Annotated in this window: 15 protein-coding genes; 5 read left to right on the top strand and 10 right to left on the bottom strand. The window is 64.3% G+C overall.

The features are described from left to right. Positions 1 to 39 precede the first annotated feature (39 nt). Together KM031_RS19660 and KM031_RS19655 are read right to left on the bottom strand one after the other, a co-directional pair. Entirely contained in the window at positions 40 to 531 is a 492-nt protein-coding gene (locus KM031_RS19660; RefSeq protein ID WP_215505572.1) for a hypothetical protein, read from the bottom strand. A 229-nt stretch (positions 532 to 760) separates the two neighbouring features. Beyond that, positions 761 to 1,051, bottom strand: coding sequence for a ribbon-helix-helix domain-containing protein (locus KM031_RS19655; RefSeq protein WP_215505571.1), 291 nt, complete (start codon positions 1,049 to 1,051; stop codon positions 761 to 763). Positions 1,052 to 1,324: 273 nt separating this feature from the next. Here KM031_RS19655 and KM031_RS19650 point away from each other — a divergent pair, with 273 nt between their 5' ends. Then, on the top strand, positions 1,325 to 1,651 hold the full coding sequence (locus KM031_RS19650) for a helix-turn-helix domain-containing protein (protein ID WP_215505570.1): 327 nt from the start codon (positions 1,325 to 1,327) through the stop codon (positions 1,649 to 1,651). Further along, the gene (locus KM031_RS19645; protein WP_215505569.1) at positions 1,626 to 2,882 is read left to right on the top strand and encodes a type II toxin-antitoxin system HipA family toxin; all 1,257 of its coding nucleotides are present in this window, start codon (positions 1,626 to 1,628) and stop codon (positions 2,880 to 2,882) included. Before KM031_RS19650 ends, KM031_RS19645 begins: the two co-directional genes overlap by 26 nt. Here the strand turns inward: KM031_RS19645 and KM031_RS19640 are convergent. The 7 genes from KM031_RS19640 to KM031_RS19610 all read right to left on the bottom strand — a co-directional run bounded on the left by KM031_RS19640 (position 2,879) and on the right by KM031_RS19610 (position 9,549). Continuing rightward, positions 2,879 to 3,925: an NAD/NADP octopine/nopaline dehydrogenase family protein gene (locus KM031_RS19640; RefSeq protein ID WP_215505568.1), complete on the bottom strand. Its 1,047-nt coding sequence runs from the start codon at positions 3,923 to 3,925 to the stop codon at positions 2,879 to 2,881. The genes KM031_RS19645 and KM031_RS19640 overlap by 4 nt on opposite strands. A gap of 10 nt (positions 3,926 to 3,935) precedes the next feature. Further along, on the bottom strand, positions 3,936 to 5,048 hold the full coding sequence (locus tag KM031_RS19635; protein ID WP_281417276.1) for a PLP-dependent cysteine synthase family protein: 1,113 nt from the start codon (positions 5,046 to 5,048) through the stop codon (positions 3,936 to 3,938). 1 nt (position 5,049) lies between these two features. Further along, entirely contained in the window at positions 5,050 to 5,433 is a 384-nt protein-coding gene (locus tag KM031_RS19630) for a Rid family detoxifying hydrolase (RefSeq protein WP_215505567.1), read from the bottom strand. Between the two features lie 58 nt (positions 5,434 to 5,491). Continuing rightward, positions 5,492 to 6,988, bottom strand: coding sequence for a tripartite tricarboxylate transporter permease (locus KM031_RS19625; protein ID WP_215505566.1), 1,497 nt, complete (start codon positions 6,986 to 6,988; stop codon positions 5,492 to 5,494). Beyond that, positions 6,985 to 7,458, bottom strand: a complete 474-nt coding sequence (locus KM031_RS19620) for a tripartite tricarboxylate transporter TctB family protein (protein ID WP_215505565.1) — start codon at positions 7,456 to 7,458, stop codon at positions 6,985 to 6,987. Before KM031_RS19620 ends, KM031_RS19625 begins: the two co-directional genes overlap by 4 nt. Further along, positions 7,449 to 8,408: a tripartite tricarboxylate transporter substrate binding protein gene (locus tag KM031_RS19615; protein WP_215505564.1), complete on the bottom strand. Its 960-nt coding sequence runs from the start codon at positions 8,406 to 8,408 to the stop codon at positions 7,449 to 7,451. Before KM031_RS19615 ends, KM031_RS19620 begins: the two co-directional genes overlap by 10 nt. A 121-nt stretch (positions 8,409 to 8,529) precedes the next feature. Beyond that, positions 8,530 to 9,549 carry a uroporphyrinogen decarboxylase family protein gene (locus KM031_RS19610; RefSeq protein WP_215505563.1) on the bottom strand — a complete coding sequence of 340 codons (1,020 nt, stop codon included), beginning with the start codon at positions 9,547 to 9,549 and terminating at the stop codon, positions 8,530 to 8,532. Between the two features lie 118 nt (positions 9,550 to 9,667). On the opposite strand from KM031_RS19610, the gene KM031_RS19605 reads away from it, so the two are divergent. Continuing rightward, positions 9,668 to 10,597 (top strand): LysR family transcriptional regulator, encoded by a 930-nt coding sequence (locus tag KM031_RS19605; RefSeq protein WP_215505562.1) that lies wholly within the window; start codon positions 9,668 to 9,670, stop codon positions 10,595 to 10,597. Between the two features lie 38 nt (positions 10,598 to 10,635). Here KM031_RS19605 and bla read toward each other — a convergent pair whose 3' ends face one another. After that, positions 10,636 to 11,493 carry a class A beta-lactamase gene (gene bla, locus KM031_RS19600; protein WP_215505561.1) on the bottom strand — a complete coding sequence of 286 codons (858 nt, stop codon included), beginning with the start codon at positions 11,491 to 11,493 and terminating at the stop codon, positions 10,636 to 10,638. A 192-nt stretch (positions 11,494 to 11,685) separates the two neighbouring features. Here bla and KM031_RS19595 point away from each other — a divergent pair, with 192 nt between their 5' ends. Beyond that, positions 11,686 to 12,552 carry a LysR family transcriptional regulator gene (locus KM031_RS19595; protein ID WP_215505560.1) on the top strand — a complete coding sequence of 289 codons (867 nt, stop codon included), beginning with the start codon at positions 11,686 to 11,688 and terminating at the stop codon, positions 12,550 to 12,552. A gap of 79 nt (positions 12,553 to 12,631) precedes the next feature. Then, positions 12,632 to 14,206, top strand: a complete 1,575-nt coding sequence (locus tag KM031_RS19590) for a cryptochrome/photolyase family protein (protein WP_215505729.1) — start codon at positions 12,632 to 12,634, stop codon at positions 14,204 to 14,206. Positions 14,207 to 14,283 lie beyond the last annotated feature (77 nt).

The following is a 14,283-nucleotide window of genomic DNA, read 5'->3' as shown; positions in this document are numbered from 1 at the left end:
GCATTCCAAATCCCGCTGCCCTGCGCCGCCACCGGGGCGTCAGGCATAACCGAGGCGCGTTGCGATTTCGGCGGACAGCAGCGTTTCGGGGCAGGCGGCATCAATGATCTGGCCATCCAGTTCGGCAAGCGGGGCCAGAACCTCTGGCGGCAGACCGCTCAGAAAGCCGTTTTCCACGGTGGCCAGTGCGAAATAACGAAACCCGTCCTGACGGCGGATCTGGCCGAGCAGATGCAATTGCCGCCCCGATCCGTCATCATAGGCCACAACCCGGTCATTGAGGCTGACCTTGACGCGGGCAACCCCTGATCCAACGCTGGCCCGTCCGGCGGGGGACAGATCGTGGATCATCTTGCCGTCTGCCTGCGGGGCTTGCTGCGCGGCGGCCTTGGCGGCTTTGCTGGCGCTATAGCCGCCTTGGGTCAGCCGGTCTGCCAGATGCGTGATGGTGCCGCGATTGGCTTCGATCATGCGGCGGGCGGCGGCGTCTTCGCGGCGCGGGCCGTCGCGTTTCGAAATGATGTCGACCATGGTCATCCTCCCCGATGTCCTGATGTCGTCTCCCGTGGCCTTGCGATCCTCCCCGATCCCGCCGCCCGGTCGTTTTTTGTCTTTGTGCTGTCGCCTTGTCGTCAAGTTTACATGTATTCCATCCTGTCTGTCATGGAGTTTTCTTTTGGCGCGTTGATACTGGCCCGGTGGGCGCCAGCCAGTGATTCCACGGCGCAGACTAGCCGCCGAACCTGCCGCCGGGGTGGTATCACGCTACTACCATGCCGGTTCTTCCGCTGCGCTCGGCCCCTTGCCAGCGCAAACACGCGCAGCGGAGCAGCGAGGTGAAATTGCGCACCTCGCCGCGCAGCTCCAGCACCTCGCTGTGCAATTGTGACAGCACTTGCGGCGTCGATGCGCCCTCATCCTCGGCGATCCGGTCGAGGATCTGCCAGAATGCGCGTTCCAGCCGGATCGAGGTGCTTTGCCCGTTCAGCCGCACGGATCGGGTATGGCTTTCGTGATGTGACGGGTCTTCACTGGCGAGGATACGGCACATCCGCCTGTTCCTTTCACGCATGGGGCTGCGCGGCATGATAGGATCAGCTGTGGCGGTTTGTCACAGCCTTCCCGCCGTTGGCACGCCACATGCTCTGTCAGGTTTTGCTCTGCATTGTTGATCGGAAGGAGCAGGGCCTTGGGGCCTGATATGATCCGTTTACGCATCATTATCTTCAAAAAGATCTGTAAGCAGATCATTGATTGACTTTTTCCTGAAAATTGATACCTTAACGTATCATTTATTGGCCGCATAAATCGTAAAGGTATCTTTGTGACCGCCAGACCCGAAGCCTTGCAACACATCGGCGCGCTGCTGCGGCAGGCGCGGCTCTCTGTCGGCCTGACGCAAGAGCAGGTGGCGGATTTGGCAGGGCTGTCGCGGCCAAGGTATCGGGACATTGAAACCGGGGCCGCCGCCGCGCGCATGACCACGCTGCTGAATATCGCGCGGGCGCTGGGGCTGGAACTGATGCTGATCCCTCAGGCCCTGATGCCTGCGGTTCAGTCGCTGTTGCAGCCGCAGGATGCGAATGATCTGCCCGCCTTCGCCCCTCAGCCCGAGGAGGAGGATCATGGCCCCGGTTTCTCACGCCGCTGACAGGGTTCAGTCGCTGGATGTCTATCTGAACGCCTGCAAGATTGGCACGATCGTCAGAACGCCGGGCGATTTCAACGCATTCAGCCTTGATCCGGCCTATCGCGCAACGGGGGGCACGCCGGTTCTGAGCCTGTCCTTGCGGGCCGCAACAGGTGGATTGCGCAGGGATCCAAGGCCGCTGGCAGGCGCATTGCCCGCGTTTTTCGCCAACCTGCTGCCCGAGGAGAAACTCCGCGAGGCGATGGAAAAACACCACGCGGCCTCGGTGCGCCCTGGCAATGATTTCGATCTGCTGGCGGCGCTGGGGGCCGATCTTCCGGGGGCGGTGCGGGTTGTGCCAACTGAGGGTGCGCGGGCCGTGGCGTCTGCACAGGCCCCACAGCCCCCCAGGCTGCGCTTCTCGCTTGCGGGGGTGCAGATGAAGCTTTCGGTGATGAAAAATACCGGAAAGGGCGGTGGGCTGACCCTGCCGCTGGAGGATGGGCAGGGCCAGTATATCGCCAAATTCCCCTCGCTCACCTTCCCCGGCGTGGCGGAAAATGAATATGCCAATCTGGCACTGGCGGCGGCGCTTGGCATGGATGTGCCTGCGCGGGAACTGGTCGACAAGGCCGATTTCGAAGGCATCCCCGAAGAATTCGATACCCTGTCAGATGGCAAGGTCTTGCTGGTGAAACGCTTCGACCGGGGGCAGGGCGGGCGGCGGCGGCATATCGAGGATTTTGCGCAGGTGTTCGGCCTGTATCCCTCGCGCAAATATGACGGCGCGGCCTATCACGACATTGCCGCCGCGCTGACCATGGCGGTATCGCCTGCGGCGGCGCTGGATTTCGTGCGCAGGCTCGCGCTCTGCGCCGTGACGGGCAATGGCGACATGCACCTGAAGAACTGGTCGCTGATCTATCCCGAGGGCGACGGGCCGCCCGCGCTGTCACCGATCTATGACATGCTGTCGACCGTGCCCTATCTTCCGGCGGATGGCATGGCGCTGACTTTGGGCGGTGAGCGGTCGTTCAAGGCACTGACACCCTCGCGCTGGAAGGCCTTTGCCAATCGCGCCAGACTGCCGGAGCCTGCCGTGCTGGCCGCCGTCGCCGCAACGGCGGCGCGGGTGAATGCGGAATGGTGGCATCTGCCGGAACGCGCCGCCATTCCTGCGGCGGTGCTGGCGCGGATTGACAGGCATATCACGCTGATGCTGCCAATCCTGGCCGAGTGTGGCGCGGGTTAACGCCGCGCCGCCACCAAAGCCGTGATCAACCCCTCCGACAGCAGATCGTTCATCTGCTCGAAGGTCTGGCCGCACAGCGCATTGATCATGCGCAGGCCCGCCTCATGCAGCGGCACTGCCACGGCGGCATGGTTTGCCAGCGCGATAATTTCCACGATGCCAAAGGGCACGTCTTCGGTGATGAAGCGGGTGGTCAGCGATGTCGGGCCGGGCGGCCCCTTGCGCCGCTGGTGAACCTGCGCCGCCATCTCGGCCAAGGACAGCCCGTGTGGCAGATCAAAGGTCATGCGGAAATGGTCCTGCACCGTGCGCGCCGCACAGCCAAAGGCGCGGGCCACCGCGATCCGTTCAAGGTCCAGCGCCTCGATCAGCCGCGCGACGGCGGGGGTCAGGCCATCGTAATTCGCCCAGACCTCGCCGCGTTCGATCCGCGTCAGATTGCACAGCGCATTGGCCAGATGTACCGGCGGGTTGAGGTTGCCAAGCGCGATGTCCAGCAGGCCTGCTGCCAGTTGAAAGCGGGCGCCAAACAGGCTGCGGCACAGGGCAAGGCCTTGCGCGCCCTGCACCTCTGGCAGCACCGCCATCGGCACAGCCGGGCGGATGCCGCCGATCTGCACCTCGGCCGGGCCGGTGCGGCGGCCCATCACCACCGTCGTGCCCCAGCCGATCACCGTGGCCTCGACCCCGCGCCGCACCAGTGCCTGATGCAGATAGGCCGCCCCCAGCGACAATTGCGCGCTGACGATGATCGTATGCCCGGCCTCCAGATGCGGCAGCGCCAGATCCATCACCCGGCGATGCCCGTTCGCGGGCAAGGCCAGCACCACGGCCTGCGCTTCACGCAAGGCTGCGGCCAGATCAGAGGCCACCTGCACCCGGAACCGGGTTTCAAGCGCGCCGCGCGCCAGCAAATCCTGCTGCAAAAGATCGGCAGTGCCCCGGCCCGAAGGCGACCAGAGCACCGGCTGATGACCGGCCTGATGCAACAGCGTGGCCATGGCGCAGGCCACACCGCCCGCGCCGAGGATCAGAACACGCATGTTGCCTCCGTCAGACCGGCAAGGTGCGGCCGTGATCCAGGAAATCCTCGATCTGGGCGCGCCAGGGGGCAATGTCGATCTTTTGCTGCGCCAGCCAGTCATCGTTGAAATAGGTGGCGCCATACCGGTCGCCGCTGTCGCAGATCAGCGTGACAAGCGCGCCCGCCCGCCCTTCGCGCCGCATCTGTGCGGCGATCGACAGAACACCATAGAAATTGGTCCCCGAAGATCCGCCCACCCGGCGGAACAGCCGTTCCGACAAGACACGCGCCGCCGCGATGGAGGCCGCATCCGGTACGCGGATCATGTGATCAATCACACCGGGGATAAAGGACGGCTCCACCCGGGGCCGCCCGATGCCCTCAATCCGGCTGCCCGGCGCGGTTGCACCCATGTCGCCGCTGCGCCAGGCGTCATAGAAGGCCGAGCCTTCCACATCCACGACGCAAAGCCGGGTTTCCAGATTGCGATAGCGGATATACCGCCCGATGGTGGCAGAGGTGCCGCCGGTGCCCGCGCTCATCACCACCCAATCCGGCACGGGTTCGGCTTCGGCCTGCATCTGGTCGAACATGCTTTGCGCGATGTTGTTGTTGCCGCGCCAGTCGGTTGCGCGTTCGGCATTGGTGAACTGGTCCAGATAATGCCCGCCCGCCGCGCGCGCCAGATGTTCGGCCACGGCATACACCTCGCCCGCGTGATCGACGAAATGGCATTGCCCGCCGAATTGCTGGATTGCCGCGACCTTCTGATGGCTGGTGGACCGGGGCATGACGGCAATGAATTTCAGCCCCAGCAGATGTGCGAAATAGGCCTCGGACACGGCGGTGGAGCCGGACGAAGCCTCGACCAGCGTCGTCTCGGGTCCGATGCGGCCATTGCAGATGCCATAGAGGAACAACGAGCGCGCCAGCCGGTGTTTCAGGCTGCCGGTGGGATGTGTGCTTTCATCCTTGAAATAGATGGAGATCCCCGGCAGGCCCTTGAACACGGGCTTGATCATGTGGGTATCGGCCGAGCGGCGGGCATCACCCAACAACAGCTCGATCGCGTGGCGGCCCCAGTCGCGGATCGGGTTTGCGCCAGAGGGCAGACATTCGGTGAAACAGTGATCCGGCATCATGTCAGGCTCCGGGCAGGGCAATGACGGCATCAACCTCGATCTGCGCGCCTTTGGGCAAGGCAGAGACTTCAAAGGTCGCGCGGGCGGGGTAGGGGGCCACAAACGCCTCGGCATAGGCGGCGTTGATCTCGGCAAAGCGCGACAGGTCGCGCACAAGCACCGTGGTCTTGACGGTGCGGTGCAGATCCGTGCCCGCCGCCGTGGCAATCGCGGCGATGTTTTTCAGGCATTGGCGCATCTGATCGACCGGATCGTCCGAGGGAAAGGCGCCGGTCGCCGGGTCGATCGGCAATTGCCCCGACACGAAAAGCAGGCCGTTGATGGCGATGGCCTGCGAATAGGGGCCAATGGCAGCCGGGGCGGCGTTGGTAGAGATCGGGGTCATGCTTTGGGTCTTTCGATAAGGGGTGGATGCGCGGGGGCATCGCCGCCCCCGCCCTTGGTCAGCCTGCCGTCACGCGGCGCGCCTTCCACATGCCCCACAGGGGCACACTCAGGATGAACACTGTCAATGCCACGACGATGATCGACATGGGCGAGGAGACCAGCGCGAGCGGATGGCCGCCCGAAATCGTCAGGGCAAGGGACAACTGGCTTTCGGCAATCGGGCCAAGGATGACACCCAGAATGATCGGGGCGCTGGGGTAATCCAGCCGTTCCATCACATAGGCGAAGACGCCGATGCCCAGCAGCAGATAGAGGTCGAACATCGCATTGTTCACAGCATAGACGCCGATGGCGACGAACAGCAGGATCAGGGGGGCAAGCACCACATGCGGCAGGCGCAGGGCCTGACCAAAGATCCGCGTCGCCGCCAATCCACCCACCAGCACCAGCAGGAAGGCCGACAGCAGCATCTGGAGCATGAAGCCATAGACCACATCGGGATGTTCGGTGAACAGCTGCGGCCCGGGGCGCAGGCCATGCACCAGCAACCCGCCAAGAATGACCGCCGCCACACCGGATCCGGGGATGCCCAGCGACAGGGCCGGGATCAGCGAGGCCGCGTTATCGGCACCATTGCCACATTCCGAGGCGGCGACGCCTTCGGGATTGCCCTTGCCAAAGGTCTCCGGCTCGGACGAGCGGCGCTTGGCATCGTTATAGGCCAGATAACAGGACATCGAACCACCCGCGCCCGGCAGGATGCCGATGATGATGCCGATGACCGACGACCGCGACCAGACCGGCAGATAACGCCGCCACTCGCGCAGAACCGACCCTTGCTTACGCAGGTTCAGCAATTCCTTGGGCATGCCCTGATGGCTTGCCGTCTCGATCATCTGGATCACCGGCGGGATGGCGAACAGCGCGGTCAGCAGCACCACGATATCCAGACCGTCGGCAAACTCCAGCCGGCCAAAGGTGTAGCGTTCGGTGCCGGTCGCCAGATCGGTGCCCATGGTGCCGATCAGCAGGCCGAGAATGGCCGCCATCAGGCCTTTCAGGAAGTCGTCGCCCAGCAGCGAGGCAACTGTGGCAAGGCCGAGAAGGGCCACCCAGAAATATTCGGCAGGTCCGAACATCAGGCTGACCTTCACCAGCCAGGGCGCAAACACGATCAGCGACACCGCCGACAGGGCCGATCCGATGACACCCGACACCACCGCGACCTGAAGCGCATAGGCGGCCTTGCCCTGTTTGGTCATCTCGTAACCATCCAGCAGCGTGGCGACCGAGGCGGGCGTGCCGGGCACCCGCAGCAGAATGGCCGGGATCGCGCCACCATAACTGCCGCCGTTATACATGCCCGCCATCATGCCAAGGGCAAACAGCGGATCCATGCCGAAGGTCAGCGGGATCAGCACGGCAAGGCCCGTGGTCACCGTCAATCCCGGCAGTGCGCCCACCAGAAGACCGGCAACCGTGCCCAGCAGAACGGCAAACAGGTTGGCGGGATCCATCACATGGGGCAATGCGCTCAGAAGGGCGTCGATCATCGCAGCATCTCCAGCACCGGGTCGAACAGATCCGCAGGCAGCGGGCGTTCAAGGATAACGGCAAAAACCAGCAGGATGAAGCTCAGCCCGCCCGCCGCTGACAGCAGTGTCATGCGCAGATCGCGGTAGCCAAGCAGCAGGGGCAGCAGCAGCACCAGCGCAAAGCTCGGCAGGATATAACCCAACAGGTCAATGGCCCCGACATAGATCGCCAGTGCCGCAAAGCCGAGCAGACAGCGCCCCGGATTGGTGACAAGCGGCACGTGACTTTCGGCATCCGTCTGGCGCAGCGCCCGCAGAATTGCCAGCAAGGCCCCTATGCCCAGCAGGATCGACAGCACTTTCGGATAGGTGCCGCTGGCACCCGGATAGGCGGCGGCCTTGATGAAGCACAGGCCCGCGACGGCAAGAAGCACCGTCGCAAAGCCCAGCTCTCCCTGGCGCCGGGAGGGGGAGGAACTCAGCGCCACGGGGTCACCTTCCAGGTTTCGGCCAGCTCGTCGGTGATGCGGTCAATCAGCGCGCGGTAGGAGGGCGCATCCAGATAGGCCAGCGGGATTTCCGCCTCTTGCGCGGTTTTCAGATATTCGGGGTCTTCCATCGCGGCCTTCAGCGCCATTTGCAGCTTTTCGACCATTTCGGGCGGGGTGCCTGCCGGGGCAGCCAGCCCGCGCGAGGCGGTCACGATCAGGTCGAACCCCTGTTCCTTGAAGGTTGGCGCATCCGGCAGATAGGCCGACCGTTCGGGCGACATGACGCCCAGCAGGCGGATGTCGCCGCTGCGCACCAGCGGCAGCGCTTCCGACAGGTTCATCGTCGCTGCCGGGATATGGCCGCCCAGCAGGGCCTGCCGCACCGGCGCTGTGGAACCGAAGAAGGCCGGGGTGAAGCTGGTGCCCGCCGAGCGGTTCAGGTTCAGGATGCCGATATGTTCGGAAGACCCCGCCGCCCCCGAAGTGCCGACCACGATGGCCCCAGGTGCTGCTTTCGAGGCCTCGACCAGCGCGGGCAGCGTCTCATAGGGGCTGTCCTTGCCGACAACCAGAATTCCGGGATCCAGCACGATGTTCCCGATGGTTTGAAAATCATCCATCGTGTATTTCGCCTTGCCCTCGACCGCCAGCGCCACGAACGAAGGCGGGTTGATCATGCCGATGGTATACCCATCGGGTTCGGCGGTCGACAGGGCGGTCCAGCCGATTTCGCCACCCGCCCCCGGCTTGTTGATGACGGCAATCGAGGCACCATTGCCCAGATGCTTTTCCATGAACATGGCGATGGAGCGCGCGGCCACATCGGTGCCGCCGCCGGGGGCGAAGGCCACGATCATCTCGATGGGCTTTTCGGGATAGTCTGCCAGTGCGGGCTGGCCGATGGTTGCCGCAAGGGCAAAACCAAGAAGCAGGTTTGTGGTTTTCATCTGATCCTCTTGCTGTCGGGTTTGATCTTTCTTGGCGGCAGGCAGCCCGGCCTTCCGTGATCATTGGGCGCCACGGTATCAGGGTCTGTGGAGTTGGTCACGGCACCGGCATCAGGGCCGGTCACGCGGCCGCTTCGTTTTGCGCGGTGCCGGTTTCGCCCAGTCCCCGGACGAAATCGCGCACGGCATGCATGGTCTGCTCGGAAAATCCGGCGCGGATGGCGCAGCTTGGCGCAATGATGAGATCGCCATGCCCGCGCACCGCGCGAATGGTTTCCAGAATTTGCCGCTGCACGGCGGGCACATCGTTTTGCGTGATGGACCAGCGATCCACCCCGCCCACGATACATTTGCCCGATGTCAGCATCCCTGCGGCGGTGCTGGGCCGGGTTTCCCAATTGTGCCAGTTGAGGGCGTGCACCGGATAATCCTGAATCGCGCGAAAGCGGATCTGTTCGCCATGCACATGCAGGATGTTGAAGCGGCCCTGCTGCGCGCCGATCAGCGCCTCGATGTCATAGGGGGCCACGAATTCGCAGAAATCATCGTAAGACAGCAGATGCCGCCCGGTATCCTGATGTGCGAAAAACACCCCATCCGCCCCGGCAGCAAGGGCCGCCTGTGACAGCGCGCTGACACTGCGCGCGATCCGGTCCAGCGCGATATGCACCGCGTCGATCGACACGCGCGCTGCGATTTGCGCGTGGATCCTGCCACGGCTCAGCTTGGCCGCGATGGTCATCGGGCTGAACACGGTAAAGACAATCGGCACGCCGGGCATGGCCGCCCGCATCAGCCGCAGCGCGTGCAATTCGCGGGCCAGCGCGCCGCGCGTCAGATCGGGTTCCGGCAGCCGGGCCCAGGCCTCCGGCGCGTCATAGGGGGTTTCCACCACCGTGGCGACGCCGCCGCGCGGCACCTCGGAAAAATCGACCCGCACGCCCAGATCTTCGACGGCATACATGCCGTTGGGCGCGGTCTTGACAAAATCCAGATCAAACCGGCGCTGGAAGGCCACCGTCGCTTCGGCCAGCGCCTCGGCGTCAAGATCGGCGTCGGGAAAATGGCTCCAGAACGAAAACAGCGGGGCCGCGCCGGGTTTGGTGCCAAAAATGCTGCGGATCGCTGCGCTGTATTGCATCTGTGTTCGCCTTGCTGCTGTGGCAGAGTCTGCCTTGCATCAAGAATAGTTTACAAAAAGGTATCGCGAAAATATTACTTCACGATAGTATCCATACGAAACCACGATAGGCATCGCCATGCGGCTGGACCATCTGAGATACTTCATCGAGGCCGCGCGCAGTGGCAGCATCTCGGCCGCCGCCCGCAATGTCCGTCTGGCGCAGCCCGCCTTCTCGGCGCATATCCGTATGCTGGAGCAGGAACTGGGTCTGCCCTTGCTGGAGCGCAGCACCAAGGGTGTTACCCTGACCGAGGCGGGCGCGCGGCTTTATGAGGGCGCGCTGTCGCTGTTCCGGCATGTCGATCAGGTGCGCGAAGAAACGGTGAATGCCTCCTCCAGCCTGACGGGCGAGGTGCGCGTGGTGCTGGCCGCCTCGGCGGCGCCCCTGCTGGCGGGGCAGCTTTATTGGGCGGTGCGGCAGGCGCATCCGCAGATCAAGCTTGTGATCCTTGATCTGCTGCGCGTCGAAAGCGATACGCTCGTTACCTCGCGGCAGGTGGATTTCGGCTTGCTGCCCAATGTCTCGACCCTTGTCGGTGCCGCCTCGGAACCCGTGCTGGCGCAGGATCTGTATCTTGTCGGGCGCAACCGGCCAGAGGGCGCGGGCGAGGTGATCGACTTTGCCGCGCTTCAGAGCGTGCCCTTGGTGATGGGGGGCCGCAAGAACCAGCTGCGCATTGAACTGGAACATACTGCCGCCCGCATCGGCCATCGGCTCAATGTGGTGGTGGAGCAGGACTCGCTGTCGGTGTTCCGCAGCATCGCGCTGAGCGGAGCCGCCTATACGGTTGTGCCCTATTCGGCCTTCGCCATGGAAATCGAGGCCGGGCTTCTGGTTGCCTCGCGCATCGTCAACCCAGGCATCGAACGCACGCTGTCTTTCGTCTGGCACGAATTTTCAGAGCTTTCGCTGTCTGCCCGCGCCGTGAAAGATGTCTTTCGCGGCTTGGTGCAGACGGTGGTGGAACGCAATCAGATGCGCGGCAGGTTGCTGTTGCCCGGCTGATGCCGGTCGGGCTGGGTCTGCCGCGCATCCGGCGCGGGTCAGTTCGCGCGGATCTCCTCCACCATTGCCGCCCCGATCCGGGCGATGGCGCGGTTGCGGCTGTCCATGTCTGCACTGTTGTCGGCCAGATAGATGGCCGCGAGCCAGGGCGTGCCGTCCGGCGTGCGGATCACGGCCACGATGGAGCGCGCGCCGTGCCCGCCCGCGCCGGTCTTGTCGGCGATGGTCCAGCCTTCGGGCAGGCTGGCGCGGATCAGCGCGCCTGCGACCTGATCCTGCTGCATCCAGCTTTCCAGTTGCGTGCGGGACTCGGTGCTGAGGATGCCCGAGAACAGCAGCGCCTCCAGCGTGTCGGTCATCGCGCGCGGCGTGGTCGTGTCGCGCTGGTCCTTGGGCAGAGCTTCGTTCGGCGCGGTTTCCTGGCGATCCAGCCGGGTGGTCATATCACCGATGGAACGCAGGAATCCGGTGAACCCTTCGGGACCGCCCACCGTGTCCAGCAGCAGGTTGGCGGCGGTATTGTCGCTGAGCGTGATGGTCGCGGCACAGAGATCGGCCACGCGCATCCCCTTGCCCGCGCGCGTTTCGGTGACGGGCGAATGGCTGACCAGATCCTGCGCGGTGTAGGGGATCACGCGGTCCATCTGTTCGCTGCCCGCATCCACACGCGCCAGCACCGCGCCGCAGAGCGGGGCCTTGAAGGTGCTGGACAGCGGAAAACGGTCATCCGCCTGCCATGCGGCAAGCGGTGCTGCCCCCGGCGCGCGCAGCAGCGTGCCGACGCGGCCGCCCAGGTCGGCTTCAACGGCCATGGCGGCCTCGGTCACGGTTTCTGCCTGTAGCGGCAGCGCCAGTGCCAGCGCTGCCATAAACGGAAGGGAAAGAAGGATCTGCATCTTGGCCTCTTGTCTCCGTTTCCTGCCGCCCGGACATGCGCGGGCCGTCCGGCCCTGCAAGGCAGGGCGGCAGAAAATCTTATGATTGTGGTTTGATCTTGGGCGTCTTTGCCCGCCTCGACCATTTACAGCTTGTAAAACAGGCCCGCAAACGACAAATATTTACCCATCCTATAATATGAAGTTATGATCATGGATCGCCCCGACCTTCCGTTGAACGGCCTGCGCGCCTTTGAAGTGGCGGCCCGTCAGGGCAGCTTTACCCGCGCTGCCATCGAGTTGCGCGTGACCCAGGCCGCTGTCAGCCAGCAGATCCAGCGGCTTGAGGATCTGCTGGGTCTGACCCTGTTCACCCGCGCCTCGACCGGGTTGATGCTGACGGATGAGGGGGCGGCGCTGCATCCGGTGCTGACCCGCAACCTTGATGAAATCGGCGCCTTGCTGGACCGGATGCGCGACGGGCGCTATCAGGAAACGCTGCATCTGGGCGTTGTGACCACCTTCGCCGTCGGCTGGCTGATCGAACGGCTGCCGGGGTTTCAGGCCAGCCATCCGGGCATCAGTCTGCGGGTGTTCACCAACAACAACCGCATCGACATCGCCAAAGAGGGGCTGCACATGGCCATCCGCTTTGGCGAGGGCAATTGGCCGGGGCTGGAGGCCATGCCGGGCATTGCCGCACCGATGAGCCCGCTGTGCAGCCCCGCGCTGGCGCAGAATCTGCACCGGCCCGAAGATCTGGCGCGGCTGCCGCTGTTGCGGTCTTACCGCGCCGATGAATGGCCGCGCTGGTTTGCGGCAGCGGGGGCGGCGTGCCCGGATGTGCAGGGGCCGATCCTCGATTCCTCCATCGCGATGGCGGATCTTGCGGCGGCGGGCTTGGGCGTTGCGCTGTTGCCGGTGCCGATGTTTGCCCGGCAGATGGCTGCGGGGCAGCTGTGCCGCCCCTTTGCCACCGAAGTGCAGGCGGGCCGCTATTGGCTGACCTGGCCGCGCGCAAAGCCGCCCAGCGTCGGTATGCGCATGTTCCGCGACTGGTTGCGCGCCGAGGGCGGATAGCCCGCTGCCCTTGATGTGCCGCAGGCTCGGGCCAGATTGCCGCTCTGACGGGACAACCGGCAAGGACGGGGGAATGAACATGCCAAAGACGCGGCACTTGCGCCTTGTTCTGGGCGATCAGCTGACACGGGGCCTTGCCTCATTGACCGACCTCGATCCGGCGCAGGATGTGGTGCTGATGGTCGAGGTGGCTGCAGAGGCGCAGTATGTGCCGCATCACAAGCAGAAGATTGCCTTCCTTCTGTCGGCGATGCGCCATTTTGCCGAAACGCTGCGCGCCGAGGGGATCACGGTCGATTACGTCCTCTTGGACGATCCTGCGAACAGCCACAGCTTTGGCGGCGAACTGGCCCGCGCCGTTGCCCGCCATGCGCCCTCGGGCATCGTGCTCACCGAACCCGGCGAATGGCGGGTGTGGCAGATGATGCAGGGCTGGGCCGACGCCCTGTCGCTGCCGGTGGAGATCCGAGCCGATGACAGATTCTTTTGTACGCGGGGCGACTTTGCCGCCCTGACCAAGGCCCGCAAGACCGGACGGATGGAGTTCTTCTACCGCCAGATACGCCGCCGCACCGGGATCCTGATGCAGGGGCAGGTGCCGCAGGGCGGGCAATGGAACTTTGATGCCGACAATCGCAAACCCTTGCCGCGCGGCCTGCGTCCGCCTGCGCGGCTGCGGTTTGCCCCGGACGCCCTCACCCGCAGCGTGCTGGATCTGGTGGCAGCGCGGTTCGGGCACCATTTTGGCGATCTGGAGCCATTTGGCTGGGCCGTGACCCGCGATGCGGCGCTTCAGGCGCTGGATCACTTCATCGCCACCTGCCTGCCGCGTTTTGGAGACTATCAGGATGCGATGAAGGCGGGCGAGGACTTCCTGTTCCACAGCCTGATCTCGCCCTATCTGAACTGCGGGCTGCTGACCGCACGCGAGGTCTGCGCCCGTGCCGAAGCCGCGTTTCAGGCGGGCGCTGTGCCGATCAATGCTGCCGAGGGGTTCATCCGTCAGATCCTGGGCTGGCGCGAATTCGTGCGTGGCATCTACTGGACCGAAATGCCCGCCTATGCGCAGAGCAACCACCTGAATGCCCAGCGTGATTTGCCCGGCTTCTATTGGACGGGTGACACGCCGATGCGCTGCATGGCGGAGTGTATTGGCACCACCCGCCGCACCGCCTATGCCCATCACATCCAGCGGCTGATGATCACCGGCAATTTTGCGCTGCTGGCCGGGGTTGCCCCTGCGCAGATCGAGGACTGGTATCTGGCCGTCTATGCCGATGCCTTTGAATGGGTGGAATTGCCGAATGTGCATGGCATGGTGATGCACGCGGATGGCGGGCGGCTGGGGTCAAAGCCCTATGCGGCCTCGGGCGCTTATATAAACCGCATGTCGGATTACTGCCCCGGCTGCGCCTTTGATCCAAAGCAAAAGCTCGGCGCACGCGCCTGCCCCTTCAATTATCTCTACTGGAATTTCCTGATCGAGAACGAGGCCACCTTGGCTCGCAACCCACGCATGGCCTTGCCTTATCGGACCCTGGCGAAGATGCCCGCAGACCAGAGGCAGGCCATCATCCACGCTTCGGCGCAGTTTCTGGCGGGGCAGGCGGGCTGGTCGCCGCCTGCACAGCTGCGGCTGGATGACGGCTGGTAACATCAGGGCAGGCGTGGCTGCCACCGGCACCGTGCTCGAGCATGATGGCCGGGTGACGGGCAGATTGCTTTGCTGCG

Source organism: Gemmobacter fulvus, assembly GCF_018798885.1.
Lineage (GTDB): Bacteria > Pseudomonadota > Alphaproteobacteria > Rhodobacterales > Rhodobacteraceae > Gemmobacter > Gemmobacter fulvus.
This window is presented reverse-complemented; position numbering and strand designations above follow the sequence as displayed.